Genomic DNA, 25,815 nt, shown 5'->3' on the forward strand with positions numbered 1-25,815 from the left:
CCCAACTAGACCTGCCGCCGGGGTTGAGGCAAATACGGGCCGATGACCAGCCCCATGGAGATCGCGCTCGGCGAGGCGCGCCGCGCCGCAGCGGCGGGCGAGGTGCCCGTGGGCGCGGTGGTGACCGACGCCGCCGGGGCGGTGCTGGCGGCGCGGGGCAATGCTGTGGAGGCCGGGCGCAACCCGCTCTATCATGCCGAATTTCTCGCCCTCAGCGCCGCGCGGGCCGGCCGGGATGAGAAATACCTGGCTGATTGCACGCTGACGGTAACGCTGGAGCCCTGCGCCTTCTGCGCCGGAGCCATCGCCGCGCTGCGCCTCGGGCGGCTGGTCTTTGGCGCCTATGATCCCAAGACCGGGGCGGTGGAGCATGGGCCGCGCCTCTTCGCCCAGCCCACCACCCATCACCGGCCGGAAATCATCGGAGGCGTGCGCGAGCAGGATTGCGCCGCCTTGCTCAGGGAGTTTTTCGGAGCCCGGCGCGATGCCTGACCTCTCGCACGAACGCGCGATCGGCGGGCGGGTCGCCGGGGTGGATGAGGCGGGGCGCGGCCCGCTGGCCGGGCCGGTGCTGGCCGCCGCGGTGGTGCTGCCCGCGCGGCTGCCGAGGGGGCTGGCCGGGCTGCTCGACGATTCCAAGGTTTTGAGCGCCAAGCAGCGCGGGGCGGCGCTGGCGGCCTTGCGGTGCTCGAAGGCGGAGATCGGCATCGGCGCCGCCTCGGTCGCCGAGATCGGACGGATCAATATTTTTCACGCCTCGTTACTGGCGATGCGCCGGGCCATCGCCGCCTTGCCCGCCGCCCCCGCCCATGTGCTGGTGGACGGCAATAAAACGCCCGGGCTCGCCATGCCCTGCACGGCGCTGGTGGGGGGGGACGGGTTGTCGCTCTCCATCGCCGCCGCCTCCATCGTCGCCAAAGAAACCCGCGACGCGCTGATGCGCCGACTCGCCACGCGCTACCCGCATTACGGCTGGGAGCGCAATGCCGGCTATGCCGTGGAGTTTCACCGTGCCGCGCTGCTGGCGCATGGCCCCACCCCTCATCACCGCCCCGGCTTCGGCATGATCTTGCGGGAGGAGCTGCCCTTGCTCGCCGGGCTGTTGGACTAACGCGCGCAGGGTTGGCGTGGCGGCTGCGCGCCAAAGAAAACTCCGCGCAGGGCTGGCGTGACGGCTGCGCGCCAAAGAAAACTCCCCGCGGGGCTGGCGTGGCGGCTGCGCGCCAAAGAAAATCCGCGCGGGGTTGGCGTGGCGGCTGCGCGAAATGATGTTTTAAGCGGCGTCCGGCTCCGCCACCACCCCGGCGGCGATGAGGGCGTCGATCTCGCTCGCCGTTTTGCCCAGCACCTCATGCAGCACCGCCCGGGTGTTCTGCCCCAGCAAGGGGGGCGCGGTGGGCGCGGCGGGCATCCCCTCCAGCCGCAGCGGCGAGGCGACGACGCGAACCTCTCCCGCCGTGGGGTGCGGGATGGTCTGCACATTGCCGCGGGCGACGACCTCCGGCGCGGTGAGGGCCTGGGGCACGGTTCTGACCACGGCGGCGGGCACGTCCGCCGCCATCAGCCGCCGCACCCAATGCGCGGCCGGCTGCCGCGCGAATAGGGCGGCGAGGGTTTCCTCAAGCTCGGCGCGATGGGTGTGGCGACCGGCATTGCGGGCGAATCGGGGGTCGTCCGCGAGATCCGGCCGCTCCAGCGCCTGGACACAGAGAATGCGGAACTGACGGTCATTGCCGCAGCCGAGCACGAAGGGCGCGTCGCTGGCCTGATAGATGCCATAAGGTACCACGGTGGGGTGGCGGTTGCCGAAACGCGTCGGCGTGAGCCCGGCATTGAGATAGGCGCTGCCGACATTCACCAGCAGGGCGAGCCCGCCATCGAGCAGGGCGATGTCGAGAAACTGGCCAACCCCCGTCCGCTCCCGGAGCAGCAGCGCCGCGAGAATGGCCTGGGTCGCGTTCATGCCGCAGACCACGTCCGTCACCGCGATGCCCAGTTTCATCGGCTCGCCCCTCGCCTCGCCGGTGATCGACATCAGCCCGCTTTCCGCCTGGATCACCGCGTCATAGCCCGGATCCGCCGCGCGCGGGCTGTGGCGGCCATAGCCGGAGATCGAGCAATAGATCAGCCGGGGGTTGAGGCCGCGCAGCGCCTCCACGCCGAGACCGACCCGCTCCAGCGCGCCGAAGCGCATGTTCTCGATGAACACATCGGCTTGTTTCGCCAGTTCGAGGATGATCTCCTGCCCTTGGGGGGATTTGAGATCGAGGGCGATGCTTTTCTTGTTGCGGTTGGCGCAGAGGTAATAGGTGCTCTCACCGCCAACTTCCGGCGGCCGCCAGCCCCTCGTGTCGTCACCGCTCGCCGGATGCTCGATTTTCCAGACCTCCGCGCCGAGATCCGCCAGGGTCATCGTGCACCATGGCCCGGCGAGCACGCGGGTGAGGTCCAGCACTTTTATTCCGTCGAGCGGACGAATCATTTTGCATACTCCGGCAAAGCTAAAGCGTAACGGGCGCGGGCTAGCGCCGCGGCCTGCCATCCAGCACGGCGCCCTTCGCCACCATCCGCTCGATCTCCTCCGGCGAGTAGCCGGTTTCCTCCAGAAGCTCGACACTGTGCTGGCCGAGAAGCGGGGCGGGGCGGGACGGGGCGGGGTGTCGCTCCATTGCCCAGGCACGCGCACGGAGCGGATGCGGCCCTCGCTCGGGTGCTCCGTCCATTCGAACATGCCCACCGCCTGCAAATGCGGGTCTTGCAGCAGGCTTTCGGGCGTGTTGAGCGGCATGGCGGGAATATCGAGGCGCTGGAAGATTTCCAGCCATTCCGCCGTGGTGTGCTGGGCGAGAATTCCGCCGAGAAACTCGTAGACATGGTCGATATGGGCGTTGCGCGACGTGAGATCCTTGAAACGCGCATCCGCCTTCACATCCGCGCGGCCGAGATGGGAGAGGAAACGGTCCCATTGGCCATCATTATAGACGAGGGCGCAGATATAGCCGTCCTTGGTGCGGTGGGGACGGCGGTTGGGCGAGAGCAGGCGGACATAGCCGGGGGGGGCGAGCGGCGGGTCGAAGGCCTCGCCATAAAGATGATCCGAGAGGACCGTGCTGGTCATCGTCTCGAACATCGGCAGGTCGATGCGCTGGCCGCGCCCCGTGCGCTCGCGGTTGAAGAGCGCCATGCCGATGCTGAACACGGCGTTGAGCCCGACCATACGGTCCGCGATGTTCAGGGGCACGTAGCGCGGCTCGGCCCCGGAGGCGCGGGCCATGAGGGAGGGAATGGCGACGCTGCCCTGGATGAGATCGTCATAGGCGGGGCGGCCCGCATAGGGGCCCTCCTCTCCATAGCCATAGGCGCTGCAATAAATGATGCGTGGGTTGAGGGCGGAGACGGCCTCGTAGGAGAGGCCGAGGCGCGACATCGAGGCGGGGCGCAGATTCTGGATCATCACATCGGCGGTGGCGAGCAGCTTGAGCGCGAATTCCCGCCCTTCCGGCGTTTTGAGCTCCACGGCGACGCTGCGCTTGCTCCGGTTGAGGCCGAGGAAGAGCGGACCCATGCCGGGGCTGCGGGACGGGCCGATCCAGCGCGTGGTGTCGCCGGCGGGGGACTCCACCTTGATGACGTCGGCTCCATGGTCGCCGAGAATCTGCGTGGCGTAGGGACCCATCAGCACCGAGGAGAAATCGACGATTTTTACTCCGGCCAGTGGTCCGCTCACGCTATCATCCTCCCATATCCGCTTTTTTGTGCCGGGCTTTTATCGGACCGCCAAATCGCATATGTCAATATGATGCAGGAACCCCCGGCGCATGCCGGGGTTGAGCCAACCTATCATTGTGTCTGCGGGAGGGAAATGAATGGCTGACATGATCAGCGAGAGCGCGGCGCGGCTCTTCGCGGGCACGGCGCGGCGGGCCGCCACAGAGGCGTGGTCCCCGGACCTGTGGCAAGAGATCGAGGAAGCGGGCTATCCTCTCTCGCTCCTTTCGGAGGAAAAAGGCGGGTTCGGCCTGGAGGGCGAGGAGGCCTTCGCCGCCCTGCGGATCGCCGCCCGCCACGCCGCCCCCGTCCCCCTGGCCGAGACGATGGTGGCGAACTGGCTGCTGGCCGAGGCCGGCCTGCCGCTGGCGGAAGGGCCGGCGGCGGTGGATGACGGGACGGGGCGGATTCCCTGGGGCCGCCATCTCGCCGTGCTGGTGCGGGTGAGCGCCGGGGCGGAGCCGAGGCTTCAGCGCCTGGCGCTGGCGGACGCCTCCTGGCGGGAAGGGCGGAACCTCGTGGGCGAGCCGCGCGACGAGCTGCTCTCCGCCCCCGGCGTGGCGGTGGAAGCGAGGCTGGGGGTGGCGGCGGAGGTGCCGCAAGCCCTGGCGGCGCTGGCCCGCGCCCAGCAGCTGGCGGGGGCGATGGAAAGTGTGCTCGATATGACCGTGCGCTACGCGACGGAGCGGGTGCAGTTTGGGCGGCCCATCGCCAAGTTCCAGGCAATTCAGCAATATCTGGCGGTGATGGCCGAGGAGACCGCCGCCGCGAGCGCCGCCGCCGCCATGGGGGCGCTGGCGCTGAGCCTGGCGCGTACCGCCCCCGCGCGGTTCCGCCTGCTCGCGGGCGCGGCCAAATTGCGCGCTGGCGAGGCGGTGGGCAAGGTGGCGGATCTGGCCCACCAGATCCACGGCGCCATCGGCTTCAGCCAGGAATATCCGCTGCATGAACTCACCCGCCGCCTCTGGTCCTGGCGCGACGAGGACGGGCGGGAGGATGATTGGGCGGAAATTCTGGGCCAGGCGGTTCTCGCCGGGCGCGCCCGGGGGCTGTGGCCCCAGATCACCCATTTGCAATCGGATCGGTTCTGATGTCCTCCCTCGACTTTCCCCTGCCCGCCCCGCTGGAGGGCCACGCCGCGCTGCGCGCGCAAGTCCGCGATTTTCTCAAGGAGACCCTGCCGCCCGGCTATTCGGCGGCGGAGCGCGCCCGTAGCTGGATGGGCTTCGACCCCGAATTCAGCCGCGCCTTGGGCGCGCGCGGCTATATCGGCATGACCTTGCCGGTGGAATATGGCGGGCATGGGCGCAGCGCCATCGAGCGGCATGTTGTCGTGGAGGAGTTGCTGGCGGCGGGCGCGCCTGTCGCCGCGCATTGGATCGCCGACCGGCAAAGCTCGCAGATGATCCTGCGCTGCGGCACGGAGGCCCAGCGCCGGGAGATCCTGCCGCGCATCGCGGCGGGCGAGTGCTATTTCTGCATCGGCATGAGCGAGCCGGATAGCGGCTCGGACCTCGCCTCCGTGCGCAGCCGGGCCGAGCGCGTGCCCGGCGGCTGGCGGCTCACCGGCACCAAGCTCTGGACGACCTTCGCCCATAAATCTCATTACATGATCTGTTTCTGCCGGACCGGCCCGGCGGAGGAGCGCCATGCGGGCAACAGCCAGTTCATCGTCGATCTGAGCCTGCCCGGCATCAGCATCCGCCCGGTGCTGGACATCGCGGGCGAGCACCATTTCAATGAGGTCAGCTTCGATGATGTCCTGCTCCCCGAGGACGCGCTGCTCGGCCGTGAGGGGGAGGGCTGGACGCAGGTGATGTCCGAACTCGCCTTCGAGCGCAGCGGGCCGGAGCGTTTTCTTTCCTCCTTCGCCCTGCTTGAAGAAACATCGCGCTTGGCCGGGGCCGATGACGCGGGCGCGGCGCGGGCGCTGGGACGGCTCACCGCGCATCTTCTCGTGCTGCGCCACATGTCCCAATCCGTCGCCGGGCGGCTCCAGCAAGGCGAGAAGCCCGATCTGCACGCCGCCATTGTCAAGGATCTCGGCGCCACCTTCGAGCAGGAGATCCCCGAGCGCGCCCGCCAGCTCATCGCGCCCGCCCAGGGAGACGCGGATTACGCCGCCGCTTTCGCCCGCACGCGCCTGGCCGCGCCCTGCTTCTCCCTGCGCGGCGGCACGCGGGAGGTGCTGCGCGGCATCATCGCGCGGCATCTCGGCGTGAGGTGAGGCTACATCATCCGCTGGCGCAGATTGATCATGATGACCAGCGTGCCGCCGACCATGAAGGCGATGATGAGGGTGGAAAACAGCACCAGCATCAAATCGGCGCGGGCGGAGCGTTGCAGGCTCATATGGAGGAAGCAGCGCATATGAACGATGATCTGCACCAGCCCGAGGATGAGAATGGCGGCGAACGCCGTCTCCGGCGCGGCCAAATGGTAATAGACCAGGGCGAAGGCCGCGCCGGTGAGGAGCATGGCCAGCCCATAGCCGGTGGCATAGGTGAGAAAATCCCCGCGCAGCGCCTTCATGCCAGCAGCCCCCGCAAATACACCACAGAGAAGATGGCAACCCAGACCACATCCAGGAAATGCCAGAACAAGCCGAGCCGGATGAGATTGATCTTCACGCGGTCGTCCAGCCCGTACACCGCCATCTGCGCCGCCATCAGCACGATCCAGATGAGGCCGCTGGTGACATGCAGCCCGTGCGTGCCGACGAGCACGAAGAAGGAGGAAAGCGCCCCGCTGGCCTCCGGCGTGGCGCCATGGGCGAACATGTCGAGAAAATCGCTTACCTCCAGGACGATGAACCCGGCCCCCAGGCAGAAGGTGACGCCGAGCCAGAGCGCCACCCAGCGCCGCCGCAAGCCGAGCTTGAGGCTGAGCGAGACCATGCCGTAGGTGAAGCTGCTGGTGAGCAGCAGCCAGGTCTCCTGAAAGGCGGGGCCGATCTTGAACTGGGAGTCCGCCGAAGGCGCGCCGCCCAGCATCGTGCCATAGACCGCGAAGAGCAAAGCGAAGAGCAGGGCGTCGCTCATCAGGAACACCCAGAAGCCGAACACGTCGCTCTCCAGCCGCCTCAGCGCGGCGGGAGAATGATTGCGCAGGTTTAGCCCGGCATGGATCAGTTCCGGTTCGCTTACTCGCGCCATAGGGCCAATCCTTCATTCAAGGGGCTCGCTTCGAGGTCGCGCGTCACCGGGGTGGCGGCGGCCACCCGGGCGAGCCAGGCGCGATCCTGCGCTTCCACCTCCGCCGCCGGGATGATCCGCTCGAGATCCCGCCGGAAGCTGCGGATGATGCCGGCGACAAGGGTCACCAGGAAGAACAGGATCGCCATCCACCAGATATGCCAGACCAGGCCGAAGCAGCAGCCGCAGAGCGCGAGGCCGAAGACGAGGCCGCAGGCGCTGTTCGCCGGCATCTCGATATCACGGTAGCGCGGCGCGGGCTGATACGCGCCGCCATGCCGTTTTTTCTCGTGAAAGGCGTTGAGATGGGTGATTTGCGGGAGGACGGGGAAATTATATTCGGGGGGCGGCGAGGGGGTTGACCATTCCAGCGTGCGGGCGTTCCAGGGGTCGCCGATGGGCGAGGCGAGCTGCTCGCGCTTGGCGATGCTGGACCAGACCTGCAGGACCAGGGCGCCGAACCCCGCGACGATGCAACAGACGCCGAGCAGCGCGACGGCGAGCCAGGGCTGAAAAGCGGGGTTGAACAATTCCTGCGAGCGGCGCGGCACGCCGGAGGCCCCCAGCACATAGAGCGGCATGAAGGCGAGATAGAACCCGGTGACCCAGAGCAGCGCGGCCACCTGCCCCCAGCGCTCCTCCAGCCGGAAGCCGAACGCCTTGGGAAACCAGTATTGATACCCGGCGATCATGCCGAACAGCGTGCCGGGGATCAGCATGTTATGAAAATGCGCGACCAGGAAGAGCGTGTTGTGCACCTGGTAATCCAGCGGCGGCGTGGCGAGGATTATGCCGCTCAGCCCGCCGACGACGAAGGTGACCATGAAGGCGATGGAAAACAGCATCGGCGCGGTGTAGCGCACCCGGCCGCGAAACATCGTCCAGATCCAGTTATAGATTTTCACGCCGGTGGGAATGCCGATCAGCATGGTGGCGATGCCAAAAAACGCGTTCACCGCCGGAGCCTGGCCCATGGTGAAGAAATGATGCAGCCAGACGGTGAAGGACAGCACCGCGATGGCCACGGTAGCGATGACGAGAGAGACATAGCTGTAGAGCGCCTTGGCCGAGAAGGTGGAGACCACCTCTGAAAACACGCCGAAGGCGGGGAGAATGAGGATATACACCTCCGGATGGCCGAACAGCCAGAACAGATTGACGAAATTCATCATGTCGCCGCCGCCGTCATTGGTGAAGAAATGCATGCCGAGATAACGGTCGGCGGCCAATAGCAGCGTGGCGACGGTGAGCGGCGGCATAGCGAAAATCATCAGGATGGAGGTGCAGAGCGCGGTCCAGGTGAACATGGGCAGGCGCATCCAGGTCATTCCCGGCGCGCGGAGCTTATAGATCGTCACGGCGAAGTTGAGGCCGGTGATCGTCGAACTCATCGAACTCAAGGTGAGCGCCCAGATCCAGTAATCCGGCCCGACCCCGCCATTGAAAGCCAGCTCCGTGTAGGGGGGATAACCGCTCCAGCCGCCGGTGGAGAATTCGCCGATGACGAGGGAGATCATCACCAGCAACGCCCCCGCGACCGAGAGCCAGAGACCCATGGAATTGAGGAAGGGGAAAGCGACGTCCCGCGCGCCGATTTGCAGCGGCATGGCGAAATTGATGAGCCCCGAGAGCAGCGGCATGGCGACGAAAAAGATCATGATCGTGCCATGGGTGGTGAAGAACTGGGCGAAATGGTCGGGCGTGAGAATGCCCGGCGAATTCACTGCCAGGTCCTGCTGGAGACGCATCAGCGCGGCCTCGATCAAGGCGCGGCTCAGCATCACCACCGCCAGGCAAACATACATGATGCCGATGCGCTTATGGTCGAGGCTGGTGAACCAGACGCTCCAAAGATAGCGCCATTTGCCGAGATAGGTGATGAGCCCGAACACCGCGACGGCGCCGAGGACGGCGATGACGGCGGCCCCCGCGGCGATGAGGCTGCTCACGGTGGGGTGATTCCAGGCGATGACCATGGGCAGATCGCCCCAGACGAACCGCCCCAGGAGAAGCCGCCATAGCGGGGAATTATCCATGTCCGGCCTCGTGGTGCTGTTGCGCGTAGCCAGGCGTGAGCTTCTGGCTGAGAATGGCCCCGAACAGATCCGGCTGAACCCTGCCGAAAATCAACGGCTCGGGCACCACCGATTGGCGGGAGAGGGTTTGATAGGCGGCGGCGTCGAGCGAGGCGGCGCTGGTGCTGGCCGCGGCCATCCATCGCGCGAAATCCGGCGGCGCCAGGGCGAGAACCGAGAATTTATCCTGGGGAAAGCCGTCGCCATTATATTGGGTGTTTTCTCCCATATACGCGCCCGGCCTGGCGGCCTGCAGATAAAGCTGGGTGCGCATCCCGTTCATCACATAGATTTGCCCGGCCAGGCGGGGGATGAAGAAGGATTGCATCACCGTGCCGCTGGTGAGCGAGAGATGCACCGGCTGCCCCGCTTGCATCACCAGCTGATTGACGGTGGCGATGTTCTGGGCGGGATAGATGAACAGCCATTTCCAATCGAGGGCGACAACTTGCACCTCCAGCGCGGGCGCCGCGGCGGCGATGGGGCGGTAAGGGTCGAGCCGGGTGGTATAGATGATGACGAAATAGCTCAGAAGCACCACGATGCCGGTGGGCGGCACCCAGATCAGCACTTCCAGCAGCCAAGAGAAGGACCATTCCGGGCGGTAGAGAGCCTTGCGGTTGGTGCGCCGGTAGTACCAGGCAAAAAGCGGAGTACAGAGCGCCACGGGCGCGAAAACGAAAAGCAGAATGAAGCCGAGAATGAGGAATTCGTGGCGCTCCGCCGCGGCGATGCGCCCGGCGGGAGACAGGAGAAATCCGCTGGAGAGGCTGGCGCAGCCCCCAAGGGGAAGAATGCCCGCCAGCGCCCAAATTTTCAGGTGGATCTTCTTCACCTTTCACCTTCCCCGCGCGGCCCTCAATAAGGGTTAAGTGGGTACCGGTTTCAAAGAGTAAAGATGATTTACCTTTTGTAATCCTAGGCTTGGCGCGCGCCGGGACTTGGCGGGGATGAAAGAAGGCGGGGTTTCCGCCGCCCCCGCCTTGGATTATTGCCCGATAGTTTATTGCCCGGTGGAGAGGCTCGCCACCTGCGCGGTGGGCGGCTGGTCGGTCACGAAGGCGTCAAGCTGCTCCGGAGTCTTGAGAGCCAGAACGGCCTTATACTCGGCCTGATTGTTCAGGCAGAAGGTGGAGCCCTGGTTGATCCCGGCGACGGATTGGTTGTTGGCGAGGAGGGTGATGAAGCTGTCCTCCATCTTCTGGCCGCTGGTGGGGCCGCTCGCCTTGTGAAAATAGGCGTCGAGTTCATGCTGCGCCTCCAGAACATGCGGCTGGAAGGTGGTCATGAAGATATCGTATTGGGCGCGTTGGTCACAGGATAGCGCCGCCACCATCAGCGCCGATTTCAGGCTGATGATATTGAAGGCCCGCTGGATCTCGGCGCGTTCCGCTGGGCTGAAATGGATCTTTGGGGAGACCGGCGGCGGCACACTCACCGCGACGGGATAAACATGACCGACCGGCGCCGCGGTCGTCACCACCTGCGGGGCGGGTTTTGAGCAGCCGGCGAGCATAAGGGCGGCGGCGCCCAGCCCGAGAGCGAGCCTGCCATAGGCCGTGGCCTTGCGTGATGTATCCAACATGAGAATCCTCAACCTGTCCCAGCTTAATCCGCCCTTAAATACAGAAATACGCTTATTCGGCCAAGCCGGATAAATCTGCAATGATAGACGGCAAAGCACTCATAATAAAACATTTGATAAAAGACTAGCGAAAAGTAATATCCAACGGCTCACAGCGCGGCCACGCGGAGCGCGTTGGTGGTGCCCGCCTGGCCGAATGGCATTCCCGCGACGACGACGATTTCCTCCCCCTTCGCGGCGAAGCCCTCCCGCCGGGCGATTCTGCGCGCGTGTTCCACCGCCTCCGTCATGGAATGGACGCTGCTCGTCACCACCGCGTGCACGCCCCAGACGGCGGCGAGGCGCCGCGCGATGGGCGGGCTCACCGCCATCCCGATCACCGGACAATCCGGCTTTTCCCGCGCCACGCGCAGGGCCGTCGCCCCTGATTCGGTAAAGGCGACGATGGCCCGGGCGTTGATGGTGTGCGCCACCTGCACGGCGGCGGCGGCGATAGCGTCGGCGGAGGTTTTTTCCGGCTGCGGCCGCTTGGCGTCCAGCCCCGCCCGCCAATCCTCGTCGCGCTCCACCCGGGTGATGATACGGTCCATCATATTCACCGCCTCGCGGGGGTATTGCCCGGCCGCGCTCTCGGCCGAGAGCATCACCGCATCCGCCCCGTCGAACACCGCCGTCGCCACGTCGGAGGCCTCGGCGCGGGTGGGGGCGGGGGCGGAGATCATGCTCTCCAACATCTGGGTGGCCACCACCACCGGCTTGCCGCGCAGCTGGGCGGCGCGGATGATGCGCTTATGGGCGATGGGCACCTCCTCGGGCGGCAATTCCACGCCGAGATCCCCGCGCGCCACCATCACCGCCTCGGCGCGGTCGAGAATCGCGTCGAGATTGTCGAGCGCCTGGGGTTTTTCGAGCTTGGCTAGCACCAGCGCCCGCCCGGCGGCGATCGCCTTGGCTTCCTCGACATCCTCCGGACGCTGCACGAAGGAGAGGCCGATGTAATCGATGCCGAGCGGCAGGGCAAAGGCCAGATCCGCGCGGTCTTTCTCCGTAAGCGCGGGGATGGGCAGCACCACATCCGGCACGTTCACCCCCTTGCGGTCGGAGAGGACGCCGCCGGTGACCACCTCGGTTAGCAAATGGTCGTCGCGCTTGCGCAGCACCCGCAGGCGCAGCTTGCCGTCATCCAGCAGCAGGGTGGCGCCGATTTCGGCGGCGGCGATGATCTCCGGATGGGGCAGGCAGACCCGCCGCGCATCGCCCGGGGCGGGGTTCATGTCGAGCGTGAACTGGCTGCCGGTTTGCAGTTGCACCCGGCCGGACTGGAAGGTGCCAACACGCAGTTTAGGCCCCTGCACATCGGCGAGGATGCCGACCGGCCGGCCGGAGCGCTTTTCCACGGCGCGGATCATCTCGATCCGGGCCGCGTGATCCGCATGCGCGCCATGGGAAAAATTCAACCGGAATACGTCGGCGCCGGTCTGAAAGAGCTGCTGGATCATCTCCGGCGTGGAACTCGCGGGGCCGAGGGTGGCGATGATCTTGGTGCGGCGGTGGCGGCGGAGACGTTCCATGGCGAGACCTCAAAGAATCAGCAGGGCGCGGATGTCGTTGACATTGGTAAGGGTGGGGCCGGTGATGACGAGATCCTCCAGCGCGGCGAAGAAACCGTAGCTGTCGTGCCGGGCGAGATGCGCCGCCGCGTCCAGGCCGCGCGAGCTGGCGCGCGCCAGCGTGTCCGGGCCAGTGACAGCGCCCGCGGCGTCTCCCATGCCGTCGATCCCGTCCGAATCCGCCGCCAGCGCGTAGATGCCGGGCGCGCCTTCCAGCGCCAGGGTGAGGCTCAGCAGATATTCCGTGTTGCGGCCGCCTTGCCCGGGCGTGGTCTGGCCCAGGCTAACCGTGGTCTCGCCGCCGGAGAGCAGCAGCCTCGGCCCCTTTATGGATCTGGCGAGGGCGGCGTGGGCGCGGCCGAGCTCCGCCGCCTCGCCCTCCAGCGCGTCCCCGAGATTTTCGGTGGGTAGGCCCGCCTGGCGGGCCATCGCCTCCAGCGCGAGGCGGGGCGTGGCGATGAGCCGGTAATCAGCGCCCTCCACCCAGGTGGGCCCGGAGCCGATGATCGCGGGGTCGTCGCCCGGCACGTCCGAAATGGCGAGGGTGACCAGCCGGGCGGGGGCGCAGGCGGCGGCAAGCTTGCCGCCCTTCACGGCGGAGAGCGCCTTGCGGATGCGGTTCATCGCCGAGATCGGCGCGCCGGAGGCGAGCAGCGCCTTGTTGACGAAAATCTTGTCCTCCAGGGTAAGCCCGGGGGCGGGCAGGGCGAGCAGGGAGGAGGCACCGCCCGAGATCAGCGCCACCACCTGGTCGCGCGGGCCGAGCCCGCGCACGGCGGCCAGCATTGCCCGCGCCGCCGCCTCGCTATTGGCGTCCGGCACCGGGTGGGCGGCTTCCAGCACCCGGATCCGCCGGGTCGGGACTTTATGGCCGTAGCGCGTGACCACTATGCCTTCATAATCCGCGCCGTCCCAGGCGGCCTCGAGTGCCGCGGCCATGGCCGCCGCCGCCTTGCCCGCGCCGATGACGATGTTGCGCCCCGGCCCGGGCGGGGGCAGGCAGGGGGGCAGGCATTTTGCCGGTAGGGAGGCGGTGATGGCGGCGTCCAGCAGGCCGCGCAGATATGGCTTGGGGTCCTTCGGAGGGGCGGTCTCCATGGGCGGGACTATGGTCGGGGCGGCTCGTCCCGGCAACCCCGCCCCCGGTTGACCGCGCCGCTGGTCGGTTCTATCCCCGCCGCCCCGGGAGGATGTGTGGATGACAGAGACATATTTTATGCGCTTGATCCCAGGGAATATGTTTCCGTGTTGGTCTGGTTGAGATGAGGAGTGCCTAGCGTGGCGGACCAGCAAGCGGCGGCGAGCCGTGCCCGTCAGGAAGCCAGCCCGGCCCCCAAGGTCGGCGGTGTCGCCGCCGACCGGCTCCGCAGCATCATTGAACGTATCGAAAGGCTGGAGAAAGAGAAGAAGGCTTTGGCGGGAGGCATTTCGGGATATCTTCGCGGAAGCCAAATCAGCAGGTTTCTTCCCCCTCTGTCATTTGTATTCTTTTTGAGAAATCAATAGGTTAATGGAAGTTATTGTATCGCCTATCTGTATTGCTCGCCAGTTTCCACAATATGGATATGCTTGAACGTGATGGAGAACGTCATGGACGATAATTCTGCTGAAGCCAGCGCGGCCCAAACCAGGGACGTGAGAACCTCGAAGACGGAAACGGGTGGAGTAGCCGCGGAGCGCTTGCGTTCCATTGTGGAGCGGATCGAACGCCTCGAAGAAGAGCGGAAGGCTCTGGGCGCGGATATTAAAGATATCTTTAATGAGGCTCGCTCGGCGGGGTTTGATGTCGCCGTTTTAAGACAGGTCATTAAATTAAGAAAGAAAGAACCGGCAGAGGTTGAGGAGCAGGAGACGCTCCTTGATATCTATCGAAGAGCATTAGGAATGTAACGATACATTACTACCCTGAATTTGTTCGCTTGGCATGTATTGGCGAAATAATTCAGTGACGGCGAGGAGTACCTTCATCTCGTTTGGCTTGATGAGACTCGTTCGCGGCCTAATTTTCTGTCTTAAGCTAAGGCCGTCGATTATATCGTATTACGATATATAAACCCGCGCATTCTCGATCATATCGATGATCAAACTGGGCGGCGGGGATGGCTGTATCTGACGGTGGACATAGGCTTTTAGAAAGCTCGGGGATTTTACGGTCGAGCCGCGGGTATGGGAGTCGTGGCCAGGACCGGAGGCGTCGCTGGGGCTGGGTGCTCGCACTTGATTGCCCTGGTGACAAATTTCGCCTATTTTGGCCATTTACGATAATGGCGCGGCATCCAGCCATTTACCGCTCTGGACCGTCCTGGTGCCTGTCATAGGCGCGGTGATCATCGGCCTGATGGCCCGGTATGGCAGCGAGAAGATACGCGGGCACGGGATGCCCATAGGGGAGGGCCATTGCCGTCTGGTGGATTGCGTCTTCCTCATGCCAAAACGCCATGCCGCCATGAACGCGGCGGCATGGCGCGTTCCGCGGCTCAGTCCAACGCTTCCGCCGGGCCGAAGAACTCATAGCGGCGCCTCTCGTCCGGCAGCCCCAGCGCGCCGAGAAACTTTTTGATGGCCGCCATGAATGGTTTGGGACCAAGGAAATAGACATCGTAATCAAGACCGGCCGGCAACCAGCGCTGAAGATGTTCGATCACCGGCCGGCCCAGCGCATGAGCCTTGTCTTGCTCGCCCTGCTCATAGACAGTGACATTCCGGAACCGGGGATGACGCGACGCCCAGTCTTCCAGCACCTTGCCGAAGGCGTGGACATCCTTGTTGCGCGTATAGTGGAGAAAGATCACATCCCGCTGTCCTCTGGCGAGCGCTGCTTCGGCCATGGCGAGGGTCGGGGTGATACCGACGCCGCCACTAATCAGTACCAGCGGGCTTGCGCCGTCTTGCAGGACGAATTCCCCGGCAGGCGGAAAAACGTCCAGAGTATCGCCTTCCTTTACGCGGTCATGCAGAAAATTTGAGACGAGGCCACCGGGTTCGCGCTTCACGCTGATGCGATAGGAACGGCCGTTGGGTGCGGCGGAGAGAGAGTAGTTGCGGCGCACCTCCTGCCCGTCGATAAAAACGCGCAAGCCGAGATATTGGCCCGGAGTGAAGCTGACGACGGGTTTCCCGTCCGTAGACTCAAGATAGAATGAGGTGATCTCGGCACTCTCCGGCACCTTGCGGCGGACGCGGAAGGCCCGTGCCCCGCGCCAGCCGCCGGGCGCCGCCGCAAGCTGGTCGTACACGCCCGCCTCGGCGCGAATGAGTATATCCGCGAGTTGCTGATAGGCCGCTGCCCAGGCGTCGATCACCGCGTCAGTGGCAATATCCGGCCCGAGCACTTCGCGGATCGCGCGCAGCAGGCACGCGCCGACGATGGGGTAATGCTCGGGCAGCACCTGCAACGCCACATGCTTGTTAACGATCTGCGCGGCAAGCGGCCCTAGCGCCTGCAACTGATCGATATTCTTGGCGTAGAGCAGCACCCCGTTGGCGAGGGCGCGCGGCTGGGCGCCGCTGGCCTGGTGAGCCTGGTTGAATAGCGGCCGCACCTGCGGATATTCGCCCAGCATGATCTTGTAAAAATGCGTGGTCAGCGCTTCGCCGCCGGTTTCCAGAATAGGAACGGTGGCTTTGATGATCGCGGTTTGGTCGTCTGTCAGCATGAAGAGGCTCCTGTTAAAATTCCGATGAGACAGACACTTTCGGCGTGGGCGCCGCGGCTCGCGGGTCCATGTCCGTCTTGTCGAAAGCGAGATGAAGAGATGCGATCAGGACTTAAGTGGTCGCCGGCGGGCTTTGCGCGCGGGGCACCAGAGGTTTCAGGGTGCCGGGAAAGAGTGCCATCCGCAGGCTGGCGGCAATGTGGTGCGCCTTAGCGATGACCGCTGTGGCCGCATCCGGCGGTAGACAGGACGCGGCACTAGCTTCCCATAAAGCCAGCCAGCGTTCGAACATTTCCGGCGTGATCTCGTCCTGGTGGCGGAGATGAGCGGGCAGCGGCTGGCCTTTGTATCGTCCCGACGTGAGCATGACTGAAGACCAGAAGGCGGTCAGCCGTTCGAGATGTTCGGGCCAATCATGAATCGCGCGGTTGAAGACCGGACCCAGCAGTTCATCATCCCGGACCTGGGCATAGAACTGGTCAACGAGCCGGGCCAGGGCTGCTTCGTCGAGATCTTCAAGAATTTGCATGGCGATGGACTCTAAAACATGTATGATGGATACCTATTTAGGCCACGGAAGAAAAACATGCAAATTAAATACATCTATGGAATTGCCGGTGCGGCTGACACGCTTCACTGATTTCGCCGTGCGGGTCCTGCTCTATCTCGGGGCGCATGATGGCCGGCTCTGCACGATCGCGGAAATCGCCGGGTCATACGGCATTTCGGAAAATCATTTGATGAAGGTCGTGAATGATCTGGCGGGGGCTGGCTACGTGCATAGTGTGCGCGGCCGTGGTGGCGGCATTCGCCTGGCCAGGCCCGCGAGTCAGCTCAATATCGGCCAGATCGTGCGTCACACCGAGGGCAAGGTCGATGTCGTGGGTTGCGGAGAATGCGCGCTGGCGCCGGCATGTGGAATGACATGCACCTTCAAGGAGGCCGTCGAAAGCTTCTTCAGGACGCTGGACAAGTACAGCCTGGCCGACATCATGACCAAGGGTCAACCGGAGCGATTGCGCAAAATGCTTGTAACAGGAACCCTCTCGTCCCGAGAGTCTTAAAAAGTGTGGTTTCGGTCGTGTAGCTGGGTATGTGAATGGTGCCCGCCTGCTCGGGCTGACCGGACCGTTGCCGCATCGACGGACAAGACTGAACCTGGTATTGTCATGACGGACCGCCTTAACCCCTAAAAGCCGCAGCCAAAAACCGCTGTTTACTTTAATTTGGCTGCTGCGATACACGGCGGTTTTCCTGTAAAGCAACAGCTACGAAATCGCTCGATATTGATCTAAATCATATCGCTCGTCCCGAATTGGGACTGCATACTCTCATTATATCGTTGAACGATCCTTTTGGATGTGAGACCATGCGCCAGGCTTTCAGCCCCTGATCTATCTGATACAGACCTGTACGGTGGCATACGCCGAGGGAGGGCCTGATGGTTTGTCACGGGCAAATTATGGCAAGTACCGCGCCGTTGGTGATGACCAATCGTAGAACCGTGTGAGGCCAGAGATGAATGTGAGCAGCTTACAGACGGCCCCCTCCACCAAGGACGAAGATAAAGTCGCATTTTATCTAAAGTGGATTCTGCTCGCTGTCGCAATTATCACCTTTGCATTGCTCGCCTGGGCGACGGTCGTCACATATCATTTGGCCCCGCCCCAGCCGGACCGTTTCGTAGGAACCGACGGTACTGTCCTGATGACCGATGCCGACATTATTGCCGGCAAAGGTGGCTTCCAAAAAGCCGATTTGATGGATTACGGTAGCCTCTACGGCATGGGGTCTTATTATGGTGAAGACTATACTGCATCGACGCTCGTGCAGCTTGGCACGACCGTGCGCGACAACATAGCACAGTCCGGCGGCCGGGCATTCGCGGACCTTGCGCCCGACCAACAAGCTTCTGCCACCGCCGCGATGCAGCATGATCTACAGGCGATAGATCTCACTTCATCCACAGTGATTTTGCCGCCGGCGGTCGCGGCAGCGATCACTAATGTACGCGACCAGATCGCCAAGACGCTGGTCACAGCTGATCCGGCGAAGGGCTGGACAACGGCCTACAGCCTTGATCCTCAGCTTGCCCGCCAGACAGCGGATTTCCTGGTCTATTCTGCTCTCACAACAGTCGCGCGGCGCCCCGGAACAACATGGTCCTGGACGGAAAACTGGCCCTATGAGCCATTGGTGGGGAACACGCCGACCACGAATACCTTCATCTGGACCTGGCTCAGCTTCTGCTTCACGTTTTTTGCTTTTGGTGTCGTGCTTTTCGTCTACGAGTATTTTTTGAATGACCCCGATGACGCGCCTATGGACCCGGTGCTTGCGGTGTTCCGGCCACTGACGCCGAGCCAAAAGCGTGTCTGGAAATATTTCCTTGTCGTGGCGGCGCTGCTTCTCGTGCAAATCCTCGCCGGCTCGATCATGGCCCATTCCTACTACGACCGGACAAGCTTTTATGGCATCGCCATCAATGATTGGTTCCCCTTCAACTTCCTGCGCGACGTGCATATTCAGGCACCGATCGTCTGGATCGGCTTGTCATGGATCGGCGCCGCGCTATTCCTCGCGCCGGCGATCGCCGGGGGACAAGAGGCAAAGGGCCAGCATTGGCTCGTCGATTTCTTGTTCTGGGTAACTTTGTTCGTCGTTGCTGGTGCGCTCATCGGCGACTATTTGGGCATCAGGGGCATTATCAATCAGGATTGGTTCTGGTTCGGCAATCAAGGGCTTTCCTATATTCAGCTTGGCCGCTTTTGGCAGATCGGCTTCTTCATCGGACTTGCCCTCTGGAGCCTGTTGGTGATGCGGGCACTTTGGCCAAGCGCCACGCAGTGGCGGCGGGCCGCCGGGCAATTCTGGTCGGGCCATATCCGCCTTGAACACCTGATTTGGGCCTCGACGGTCAACATAGCGGTACTTTACGTGTTCGGTATGATCCCTCTGACGGGAATCGAGAAATCGTTCACCCTCACGGATTTTTGGCGCTGGTGGGTTGTCCATCTTTGGGTCGAGCAATCATTCGAATTTTTCGCCGCTTGCATGAGCGCCTATCTGCTGATGGCGGTCGGTCTCGTCTCCCGCAAACTTGCCGAGCGAGCCACCTATTTCGAGATCATCCTGATTTTCCTGGGCGGCGTGCTTGGCACTGGCCATCATCTATATTGGGCAGGTGCGCCGGGGATGTGGATACCGATGGGCAGTATGTTCTCGTTCATCGAGATTCTGCCGTTGGTTCTGCTGATTATGGAGGCAATCAACAACTACCGTCTCATCAAGGCACATCAGGAGTTCAACTATCGCCTGGCCTATACCTACGTGATTGGCGCCGCATTCTGGAATTTTGTTGGCGCCGGCGTATTTGGTGGCGGTACGCTGAACGCGCCGCTGGTCAACTACTATGAGCATGGGACATTCCTGACGCTCAACCACGCCCATACGGCGCTCTTCGGAGCATTTGGTGAGCTGGCAATCGGGCTGATCTATTTCTGCCTCAGATATGCGGCGTCAGATCGTCAACCCTTTAACGAAAGACTTGGGCTTTGGGCCTTCTGGCTGTATAACGGCGGGATGGTGCTGTGGATCGTGCTCAATTTCTTTCCGATCGGCTGGCCACAGCTCGCTGCGGTCTATGAGCATGGGCTTGCCTACGCCAGGAGCACGGATTTCTACGATAAGGTGCTGCTGTGGCAGTGGATGCGTCTTCCCGGTGATGTCGTGTTCGCCGCAGGGGCTCTGGTGATGGCGTGGGATTTTATCGTCAAGCTGCGTCCCCTTTATCCGCGAAACATTGACAGGCTTATCTTCCGCAAGCCTCTGCCGATGCCAGGCGAACGATCCGCAGCGGAATAAATATGGCCAAGAGCATTCTTCAAATTCGGACTAAGCGCATTTACGATCCCCCGGATCCGAGTGATGGGACGCGCGTACTGGTGGACCGGCTCTGGCCCCGTGGCCTGAGCAAAGAGAGTGCTGCATTGACTCTATGGCTGAAGGAGATCGCGCCGAGCCCGGAGCTCCGGCGATGGTTCAATCACGATCCTGCGCGGTGGCAGGAGTTTATCCATCGCTATCGCGCCGAACTTGCCAGTAACGAGACGGCCGTGAACGAGATACGAGACCTTTTGAAACATGGGCCGTTGACTTTACTCTATGGAGCACACGACACGGAGCACAATCATGCAATCGTGCTCGCCGATTACCTCCGCCATCACGGAAAGGAAACGCAACATGGCTGACGAAGACGAAATAAGGGAATATGCGTCGCCCGCCTGTTTTGCTCACGAAATAGTTGGCCCCTATATGGGCTTCATCGGCCAGGAAGAACCCGCAACGGCTCCAAATAACTTATTGGAGCCGAGCGCGCTGGTGCCCAAGCGCACACTGCGTGAGGTTCGACAGATAGGAAATATAGCTACCCGCGGGTCATCGACGGTCATGGAACCATTGCCGGAATAGAACTGGCCTACTTGCCTCTGGCCATGTCCGCGACCTTTCCTTATCCTCTTGTCCACCAAACCGGCAGCAGCTCAGTCCCCGGCTTTGGTCAGTAGCTCAGCCAGTGGTAATCTATCTCCGGTCATCGGGTTCTCCAGGTTCAGGTTGAAGTCTCACAACTCCACCATAGCCGACTGATCCGATGGCCACCTCAAACTACACCATTACAGGGCCCAAAAGTCACCACGACCCCGGACACTACCTCTAGCGGCAACGAACGACATGAAATCCTGGACGGAGGCGACCTGCTCGAAAGAAGCGCTGCATGACCGTCCGCCAGTGCCCTGACTCCCCCCGCCTTCCGTTATCGTCATAATTGGAGTCGTTTGCCTCTCCGGATATCATCCAGAAACACATGACTCACAGATCAGGGGCGTTTTGGAAGACACGATTCCAACCGGCGTGACTTGGCTCTAGCTTTCCTGACCAGTCAGGCAAGTATCACGTATCGAGATTCGCCACCTTCAACGCATTATTGACGATAAAATCGCGGCGTGGCTCGACCACATCGCCCATCAGCGTCGCGAAGATCTGGTCGGTCTCCTCCGCGTCGGCGACCTTGACCTGCAAGAGCCGCCGGGCCTGGGGGTCGAGCGTGGTCGCCCAGAGCTCCTCGGGGTTCATCTCTCCCAACCCTTTGAAGCGGCTGATGACCAAGCCTTTGCGCCCATGTGCCAGCAGCGCGTCCCACATCGCCACCGGCCCATGCACCGGGCGCGGCGCGCCGCCATCCAGGCTCAGCGTTGCATCCGGCCCAAAGAGTTCCGCCAGCCGCTCCGCCCGCTCGGCCAGGTAGCGCGCCTCGGCGGTGCGCAAGCTCGCCGCGTCCAGTGTGAAATGCTCGGCCACGCCCCGGACCGTGCGGCCAATCCGCACGCCCGTCTCGTCGGAGGTGGCGATCCAGCCGCGTTCGGCGGGGCGGGAAATGCCGTTCAACCGCGCCGCGAGCGTCGCATCCCGCCCCGCATCACCCAGCGCGGCGGGGGTCATCAGCCCGGCAATGGCGATCTGCTCCAAATAGGGCATCGGTAACGTGTTCCCGAGCCCCCGGAGCCGGTGCACCACCTGGCCGATCCAGGCGGCGGTCTGGCGCAATTCGTTCCCCGCCAGTTGCCCCACGCCAGTGCTCAGCACGGAATCGCCCAAAGCCCGTTCGAGCAGAAACGCCTCTAGCGCCTCGTCATCTTTGAGATAGCGCTGCTCATTGCCACGCTTGGCGCGGTAGAGGGGCGGCTGGGCGATATAGAGATAGCCTTGGGCGATGATCTGCGGCATCTGCCGGTAGAAGAAGGTGAGTAGCAGGGTGCGTATATGCGAGCCGTCCACATCCGCATCCGTCATGATCACGATGCGGTGGTAGCGCAGCCGCGAGGCGTCGAACCCGCCCTGGTCAGGCTCGGCGCGGCCAATGCCCGCGCCCAGCGCCGTGATCAGCGTGCCGACCTCGGCGCTGCTCAGCATCTTGTCGAACCGCGCCCGCTCGACATTCAAGATCTTGCCTTTCAGCGGCAGAATCGCCTGGTATTTACGGTCCCGCCCCTGCTTGGCCGAACCGCCGGCGGAATCGCCCTCGACCAGAAACAATTCGCATTTGGCGGGGTCGCGCTCCTGGCAGTCGGCGAGCTTGCCCGGAAGGGAAGAGATATCAAGCACCCCCTTGCGCCGGGTGAGTTCGCGTGCCTTGCGGGCCGCCTCGCGCGCCGCCGCCGCATCCAGCACTTTCTGAACGATCAGCTTGGCCTCTTTCGGGTGCGTCTCGAACCAATGGCCGAGCGCATCGGCCACCGCCGCCTGCACCACCGGCTGCACCTCCGATGAGATGAGCTTGTCCTTGGTCTGGGAGGAAAATTTAGGGTCGGGCACCTTCACCGAGAGCACGGCGGTCAGGCCCTCACGCATATCCTCGCCCGAGATATCGGCCCCCTCCTTTTTGCCATTCATGGCGCGGGCGTAATTGCTCACCACCCGCGTCAGCGCCGCGCGGAAACCGGCGAGATGGGTGCCGCCATCCCGCTGGGGGATGTTGTTGGTGAAGCAGAGCATGGTTTCGTGATAGGAATCGTTCCAGGTACAGGCGAACTCCACCTTGATGCCCGTGCCCGCCGCCTCGGACAGGGCGGTGATCGGCGCGGGCAGGAGAGAATTCTTGGCCCGGTCCAGCCAAAGGCAGAACTCCCGCACCCCGCCCTCATAATGAAACTCGGTCTGGCGGAAAGGCTCGTGCCGCTCGTCGCGCAGAACGATGGCGAGGCCGGAATTAAGAAAGGCCAGCTCGCGCAGCCGCCGCTCGAACACGGCGTAATCGAATTCCGTATGGGTAAAAGTGGCGGCGGAAGGCTTGAACGTCACCTCGGTGCCGGTCGGATGGTCCGAGGGGCCGGCCAGCCGCAGCGGCTCGACCGTCTCGCCATGCTCGAAGCGGATGAAATATTCCTCGCCGTGCCGCCAGATGCGGACCTCCATCCACTCGGAAAGAGCGTTGACCACCGCCGCGCCCACGCCATGCAGCCCGCCCGAAACCTTGTAGCTGTTCTGGTTGAATTTGCCGCCCGCGTGCAGCTTGGTCAGCACCACCTCGGCGGCGGAGATGCCCTCCTCCGGATGGATGTCGGTGGGGATGCCGCGGCCATTGTCGCGAATGGTCATCGAGCCATCACCGTTCAGCACCGCTTCCACCCGGGTCGCGAATCCGGCCTGGGCCTCGTCGACGGCGTTGTCGATGATTTCGAAGCCCATGTGGTGCAGGCCCGAGCCGTCATCCGTATCGCCGATATACATGCCGGGCCGTTTGCGCACGGCATCCAGCCCCCTGAGAACGCTGATGGACGCGGCGTCGTAGGCGTCGTCCTGCGGCGCGGTTTCGGGTGTTTCAGGCATGCGGGATACGAACTCCGGAGTCAGCGAGGGAGATCGTCTTTATATAGGATTTTCCCTGAAAAACCTAATCGCCCCGGCGGCATGTCACCCCCGCAGCACGGCGCCGGTCTTCTTCGCCACCTCCGCGACAATCCGCGCGCATACCGCCTCGATCTCGGCATCCGTCAGGCTCTTTTCCACCGGTTGCAGCGTCACCGCCACGGCTAGTGAAACCTTGCCCTCCGGCACGCCCCCGCCCCGGTAGCGGTCGAACAGCACGGCATCGGCGATCAGCCGGCGCTCCGCGCCCTTGACGGCGCGCAGAACCGTCTCCGCCCCCACGGCCTCATCCACCAGGAAGGCGAAATCCCGCCGCAAGGGCTGCAAGGCCGGCAAGAGGGGCGGCGCCTTGCGGCGGCGCTTGGGTTCGGGGATCGCGTCGAGAAACACCTCGAAACCCACCACCCCGGCGGGCAGATCGAATTGCCGCGCCACCGCGGGATGCAGCGCGCCGAAGCGGGCCAGAACGGTTTTCGGTCCCTGCATCAGCGCGCCGCTCTGCCCGGGATGATAATAATCCGGCCCGCCCGGCTGGGTGGTCACCGCCTCCATCGGCACGCCGAGCGCGGCGAGCGCCTCCATGGCGTCGCCTTTGGCGTCCAGCGCGTCGAACTCACGCGCCGGTTCCAGGGCGGAGAGCGGCGTGCCGCCCGCCCGCAGGCCAGCCGCGACCAGAAGCTGAGAAAGATCAGGCAGATAGGCCGGGCCGATCTCGAACAGGCCGAAACCGGTGCCGCCCCGCGCCAGGTTGCGCGCCGCCGCCCGCGCCAGCGTCACCAGCGGGGTGGGGCGCATCTGGTCGAGATCCGCGGCGATGGGATTGGCCAGACGCAAGCTCTCCGGCGCGCCGCCGAAGCGGGCGCAATCCGCCGCCGCGGCAAAGCTGAAGGTGACGGCTTCCAGCAGCCCGCGCGCGGCGAGCACCCGCCGGGCCAGGGCCGCGCGGGCCTGTTTGGGGCTGAGCGCCGGGGCGGGGATGCCAGCGGGGGCGGAGAGAGAGACGGGTGGGATCGCGTCCAGACCGTGCAGGCGCAGCACCTCCTCGATGAGATCCGCCTCCGGCTCCATTTCCGCCGCGCCCTCGGCGGCGGCCTGGGCGCCAGGCAGATCGGGGGCCTGATCCAGCGCCTGCGGCTGAGCGACGTCGTTACGCCAGCTCGGCACGGCGACGGTGACGCTCTCCTCAGTTTCGGCGATGACGCCGAAACCCAGCCGCTCGAGCGAGGCCACCGCTTCCGCCGCCGGGATGTCCACGCCGCCGAAGCCGCGCAGCCGCGCGAAGCGCAGCCGCGCCTGCCGCCCCCATTCCGGCCGTGCCCCCGCCTCGGTCACCTCGCTCGCCACCCCGCCGCAAATCTCCATGATCATGGCGGTGGCGGCGGCGAGCGCCTCGGGCAGGATCTGTCCGTCAATGCCGCGTTCGAACCGCGCCCGCGCATCGGAGACGATGCCGGTGCGCTGGCCGGTGCGGGCAATCCGCACGCGGTCGAACAGCGCGCATTCGATGAATACATCGGTGGTGGCGAAATCGCAGCCCGTGGCTTCCCCGCCGGTGATGCCGGCGAGGGATTGCGCCCCCGCCCCATCGGCGATGACGCAATCCTCCGGCCCGGCTTGCACCTCCCGCCCCGCGAGGCCGGAAAATTTATCGCCTTCCCGCCCCCGGCGCAGGGTCAGCGTCTCTCCCGTCACCTTGCGCACGTCGAACACGTGGAGAGGCCGGCCGAGATCGTAGGTGAAGAAATTGGTGATATCCACGAGCGCGTTGATCGGCCGCAAGCCGATGCTCTCCAGCCGCCGCGCCAGCCAGGCAGGGCTGGGCCCGTTGCGAACCCCGCGCACGGTGCGGCCCAGCACCCAGGGCGCCGCCTCGGCAAACTCGTTCACCCAGCGCAGGGCGGAAGCTCCCTCACCCTGGATCAGCGCGGGCTGGAAGGGCTTGAGCCGCCCCAGACGCGCCGCCGCGAGATCGCGGGCGATGCCGCGCACCGCCAGGGCGTCGCCCCGGTTGGGGGTGACGGCGATCTCGACGAGGGGATCGTCCAGCCCGGCCCAGGCGGCATAATATTCGCCCACCGGCGCGTCGGCGGGCAGTTCGATGATTCCTTCATGGTCCTCTCCCAGCGCCAATTCGCGATAGCTGGTGAGCATGCCTTCCGAGCGCGCGCCGCGAATCTCCCCCACCTTCAATTCCATGCCGGTGGCGGGGATGATGGCTCCCGGCGGCGCGAAGACCGACTTCAGGCCGGTACGGGCGTTGGGCGCGCCGCAGACGACGGAATATTCGCCGCCTCCCGCGCGCACGCGGCATAAGCGCAGCCGGTCCGCATTGGGGTGGGGCGCCGCCTCGATGATCTCGGCGATGAGAAACGGGCGCAGCGCCTCGGCCTTATTCTCGACGCTTTCCACCTCAAGGCCGATCCGGTTGAGTGTAGCGAGAATCTCTTCGAGCGCCGCCCCGGTTTCGAGCCAGGTCTTCAGCCAGGACAGTGTGAATTTCAT

At 64.2% G+C, this 25,815-nt stretch carries 22 protein-coding genes; 10 read left to right on the forward strand and 12 right to left on the reverse strand.

All coding sequences use genetic code 11. The features are described 5' to 3' along the window. Nucleotides 1-42: 42 nt before the first annotated feature. The gene (locus M7H45_RS04540) at nucleotides 43-492 is read left to right on the forward strand and encodes a nucleoside deaminase (RefSeq protein WP_298215062.1); all 450 of its coding nucleotides are present in this window, start codon (nucleotides 43-45) and stop codon (nucleotides 490-492) included. After that, nucleotides 485-1,111: a ribonuclease HII gene (locus tag M7H45_RS04545; protein WP_298215063.1), complete on the forward strand. Its 627-nt coding sequence runs from the start codon at nucleotides 485-487 to the stop codon at nucleotides 1,109-1,111. Before M7H45_RS04540 ends, M7H45_RS04545 begins: the two co-directional genes overlap by 8 nt. Before the next feature lie 162 nt (nucleotides 1,112-1,273). Here M7H45_RS04545 and M7H45_RS04550 read toward each other — a convergent pair whose 3' ends face one another. Beyond that, entirely contained in the window at nucleotides 1,274-3,727 is a 2,454-nt protein-coding gene (locus M7H45_RS04550; RefSeq protein WP_298215064.1) for a CaiB/BaiF CoA-transferase family protein, read from the reverse strand. 139 nt (nucleotides 3,728-3,866) lie between these two features. On the opposite strand from M7H45_RS04550, the gene M7H45_RS04555 reads away from it, so the two are divergent. Together M7H45_RS04555 and M7H45_RS04560 are read left to right on the forward strand one after the other, a co-directional pair. Beyond that, nucleotides 3,867-4,859 carry an acyl-CoA dehydrogenase family protein gene (locus tag M7H45_RS04555; RefSeq protein WP_298215065.1) on the forward strand — a complete coding sequence of 331 codons (993 nt, stop codon included), beginning with the start codon at nucleotides 3,867-3,869 and terminating at the stop codon, nucleotides 4,857-4,859. Beyond that, nucleotides 4,859-5,995, forward strand: coding sequence for an acyl-CoA dehydrogenase family protein (locus M7H45_RS04560; RefSeq protein WP_298215066.1), 1,137 nt, complete (start codon nucleotides 4,859-4,861; stop codon nucleotides 5,993-5,995). Before M7H45_RS04555 ends, M7H45_RS04560 begins: the two co-directional genes overlap by 1 nt. A 2-nt stretch (nucleotides 5,996-5,997) precedes the next feature. Here the strand turns inward: M7H45_RS04560 and M7H45_RS04565 are convergent, their stop codons facing one another. The 7 genes from M7H45_RS04565 to M7H45_RS04595 all read right to left on the reverse strand — a co-directional run bounded on the left by M7H45_RS04565 (nucleotide 5,998) and on the right by M7H45_RS04595 (nucleotide 13,330). Continuing rightward, nucleotides 5,998-6,300 (reverse strand): cytochrome o ubiquinol/quinol oxidase subunit IV, encoded by a 303-nt coding sequence (locus M7H45_RS04565; protein ID WP_298215067.1) that lies wholly within the window; start codon nucleotides 6,298-6,300, stop codon nucleotides 5,998-6,000. Further along, the gene (locus M7H45_RS04570; RefSeq protein ID WP_298215068.1) at nucleotides 6,297-6,923 is read right to left on the reverse strand and encodes a cytochrome c oxidase subunit 3; all 627 of its coding nucleotides are present in this window, start codon (nucleotides 6,921-6,923) and stop codon (nucleotides 6,297-6,299) included. Before M7H45_RS04570 ends, M7H45_RS04565 begins: the two co-directional genes overlap by 4 nt. Then, nucleotides 6,911-8,998 carry a cbb3-type cytochrome c oxidase subunit I gene (locus tag M7H45_RS04575; protein WP_298215069.1) on the reverse strand — a complete coding sequence of 696 codons (2,088 nt, stop codon included), beginning with the start codon at nucleotides 8,996-8,998 and terminating at the stop codon, nucleotides 6,911-6,913. Before M7H45_RS04575 ends, M7H45_RS04570 begins: the two co-directional genes overlap by 13 nt. Continuing rightward, entirely contained in the window at nucleotides 8,991-9,872 is an 882-nt protein-coding gene (locus M7H45_RS04580; RefSeq protein ID WP_298215070.1) for a cytochrome ubiquinol oxidase subunit II, read from the reverse strand. The genes M7H45_RS04575 and M7H45_RS04580 overlap by 8 nt, the downstream gene beginning before the upstream one ends. A 168-nt stretch (nucleotides 9,873-10,040) precedes the next feature. Beyond that, nucleotides 10,041-10,622, reverse strand: coding sequence for a hypothetical protein (locus M7H45_RS04585; protein WP_298215071.1), 582 nt, complete (start codon nucleotides 10,620-10,622; stop codon nucleotides 10,041-10,043). A gap of 149 nt (nucleotides 10,623-10,771) precedes the next feature. After that, nucleotides 10,772-12,193, reverse strand: a complete 1,422-nt coding sequence (gene pyk, locus M7H45_RS04590; RefSeq protein ID WP_298215072.1) for a pyruvate kinase — start codon at nucleotides 12,191-12,193, stop codon at nucleotides 10,772-10,774. A gap of 9 nt (nucleotides 12,194-12,202) precedes the next feature. Continuing rightward, a complete protein-coding gene (locus M7H45_RS04595) occupies nucleotides 12,203-13,330 on the reverse strand; it encodes a glycerate kinase (RefSeq protein ID WP_298215073.1) in 1,128 nt (375 codons plus the stop codon). Nucleotides 13,331-13,510: 180 nt separating this feature from the next. On the opposite strand from M7H45_RS04595, the gene M7H45_RS04600 reads away from it, so the two are divergent. Next, nucleotides 13,511-13,738, forward strand: a complete 228-nt coding sequence (locus M7H45_RS04600) for a GapR family DNA-binding domain-containing protein (RefSeq protein ID WP_408832473.1) — start codon at nucleotides 13,511-13,513, stop codon at nucleotides 13,736-13,738. Between the two features lie 84 nt (nucleotides 13,739-13,822). Beyond that, the gene (locus M7H45_RS04605) at nucleotides 13,823-14,122 is read left to right on the forward strand and encodes a DUF2312 domain-containing protein (protein WP_298215074.1); all 300 of its coding nucleotides are present in this window, start codon (nucleotides 13,823-13,825) and stop codon (nucleotides 14,120-14,122) included. A gap of 587 nt (nucleotides 14,123-14,709) precedes the next feature. On the opposite strand, the gene hmpA is transcribed toward M7H45_RS04605, so the two are convergent. Together hmpA and M7H45_RS04615 are read right to left on the reverse strand one after the other, a co-directional pair. Further along, nucleotides 14,710-15,888 (reverse strand): NO-inducible flavohemoprotein, encoded by a 1,179-nt coding sequence (gene hmpA / locus M7H45_RS04610; protein WP_298215075.1) that lies wholly within the window; start codon nucleotides 15,886-15,888, stop codon nucleotides 14,710-14,712. 112 nt (nucleotides 15,889-16,000) lie between these two features. After that, nucleotides 16,001-16,417 carry a group III truncated hemoglobin gene (locus M7H45_RS04615; protein ID WP_298215076.1) on the reverse strand — a complete coding sequence of 139 codons (417 nt, stop codon included), beginning with the start codon at nucleotides 16,415-16,417 and terminating at the stop codon, nucleotides 16,001-16,003. A gap of 76 nt (nucleotides 16,418-16,493) precedes the next feature. Between M7H45_RS04615 and M7H45_RS04620 the strand changes: the two genes are divergently transcribed. The 4 genes from M7H45_RS04620 to M7H45_RS04635 all read left to right on the forward strand — a co-directional run bounded on the left by M7H45_RS04620 (nucleotide 16,494) and on the right by M7H45_RS04635 (nucleotide 20,358). After that, nucleotides 16,494-16,952, forward strand: a complete 459-nt coding sequence (locus M7H45_RS04620) for an Rrf2 family transcriptional regulator (RefSeq protein WP_298215077.1) — start codon at nucleotides 16,494-16,496, stop codon at nucleotides 16,950-16,952. Nucleotides 16,953-17,406: 454 nt separating this feature from the next. After that, nucleotides 17,407-19,752, forward strand: a complete 2,346-nt coding sequence (locus M7H45_RS04625) for a nitric-oxide reductase large subunit (RefSeq protein ID WP_298215078.1) — start codon at nucleotides 17,407-17,409, stop codon at nucleotides 19,750-19,752. 2 nt (nucleotides 19,753-19,754) lie between these two features. After that, a complete protein-coding gene (locus M7H45_RS04630; RefSeq protein WP_298215079.1) occupies nucleotides 19,755-20,138 on the forward strand; it encodes a DUF488 domain-containing protein in 384 nt (127 codons plus the stop codon). After that, entirely contained in the window at nucleotides 20,131-20,358 is a 228-nt protein-coding gene (locus M7H45_RS04635) for a hypothetical protein (protein ID WP_298215080.1), read from the forward strand. Before M7H45_RS04630 ends, M7H45_RS04635 begins: the two co-directional genes overlap by 8 nt. 480 nt (nucleotides 20,359-20,838) lie before the next feature. Here M7H45_RS04635 and gyrB read toward each other — a convergent pair whose 3' ends face one another. After that, nucleotides 20,839-23,274 (reverse strand): DNA topoisomerase (ATP-hydrolyzing) subunit B, encoded by a 2,436-nt coding sequence (gyrB, locus tag M7H45_RS04640; protein WP_298215081.1) that lies wholly within the window; start codon nucleotides 23,272-23,274, stop codon nucleotides 20,839-20,841. An 84-nt stretch (nucleotides 23,275-23,358) separates the two neighbouring features. Further along, nucleotides 23,359-25,815 carry a phenylalanine--tRNA ligase subunit beta gene (pheT, locus tag M7H45_RS04645; protein WP_298215082.1) on the reverse strand — a complete coding sequence of 819 codons (2,457 nt, stop codon included), beginning with the start codon at nucleotides 25,813-25,815 and terminating at the stop codon, nucleotides 23,359-23,361.

Source organism: Acidocella sp. (assembly GCF_027352905.1).
GTDB lineage: Bacteria > Pseudomonadota > Alphaproteobacteria > Acetobacterales > Acetobacteraceae > Acidocella.

Coding starts and splice junctions, on each gene's coding strand:
- M7H45_RS04540 (WP_298215062.1), top strand. CDS start 43: ATGACCAGCCCCATGGAGATCGCGCTCGGCGAGGCGCGCCGCGCCGCA.
- M7H45_RS04545 (WP_298215063.1), top strand. CDS start 485: ATGCCTGACCTCTCGCACGAACGCGCGATCGGCGGGCGGGTCGCCGGG.
- M7H45_RS04555 (WP_298215065.1), top strand. CDS start 3,867: ATGGCTGACATGATCAGCGAGAGCGCGGCGCGGCTCTTCGCGGGCACG.
- M7H45_RS04560 (WP_298215066.1), top strand. CDS start 4,859: ATGTCCTCCCTCGACTTTCCCCTGCCCGCCCCGCTGGAGGGCCACGCC.
- M7H45_RS04565 (WP_298215067.1), bottom strand. CDS start 6,300: ATGAAGGCGCTGCGCGGGGATTTTCTCACCTATGCCACCGGCTATGGG.
- M7H45_RS04570 (WP_298215068.1), bottom strand. CDS start 6,923: ATGGCGCGAGTAAGCGAACCGGAACTGATCCATGCCGGGCTAAACCTG.
- M7H45_RS04575 (WP_298215069.1), bottom strand. CDS start 8,998: ATGGATAATTCCCCGCTATGGCGGCTTCTCCTGGGGCGGTTCGTCTGG.
- M7H45_RS04585 (WP_298215071.1), bottom strand. CDS start 10,622: ATGTTGGATACATCACGCAAGGCCACGGCCTATGGCAGGCTCGCTCTC.
- pyk (WP_298215072.1), bottom strand. CDS start 12,193: ATGGAACGTCTCCGCCGCCACCGCCGCACCAAGATCATCGCCACCCTC.
- M7H45_RS04595 (WP_298215073.1), bottom strand. CDS start 13,330: ATGGAGACCGCCCCTCCGAAGGACCCCAAGCCATATCTGCGCGGCCTG.
- M7H45_RS04605 (WP_298215074.1), top strand. CDS start 13,823: ATGGACGATAATTCTGCTGAAGCCAGCGCGGCCCAAACCAGGGACGTG.
- hmpA (WP_298215075.1), bottom strand. CDS start 15,888: ATGCTGACAGACGACCAAACCGCGATCATCAAAGCCACCGTTCCTATT.
- M7H45_RS04615 (WP_298215076.1), bottom strand. CDS start 16,417: ATGCAAATTCTTGAAGATCTCGACGAAGCAGCCCTGGCCCGGCTCGTT.
- M7H45_RS04620 (WP_298215077.1), top strand. CDS start 16,494: ATGGAATTGCCGGTGCGGCTGACACGCTTCACTGATTTCGCCGTGCGG.
- M7H45_RS04625 (WP_298215078.1), top strand. CDS start 17,407: ATGAATGTGAGCAGCTTACAGACGGCCCCCTCCACCAAGGACGAAGAT.
- M7H45_RS04630 (WP_298215079.1), top strand. CDS start 19,755: ATGGCCAAGAGCATTCTTCAAATTCGGACTAAGCGCATTTACGATCCC.
- M7H45_RS04635 (WP_298215080.1), top strand. CDS start 20,131: ATGGCTGACGAAGACGAAATAAGGGAATATGCGTCGCCCGCCTGTTTT.
- gyrB (WP_298215081.1), bottom strand. CDS start 23,274: ATGCCTGAAACACCCGAAACCGCGCCGCAGGACGACGCCTACGACGCC.
- pheT (WP_298215082.1), bottom strand. CDS start 25,815: ATGAAATTCACACTGTCCTGGCTGAAGACCTGGCTCGAAACCGGGGCG.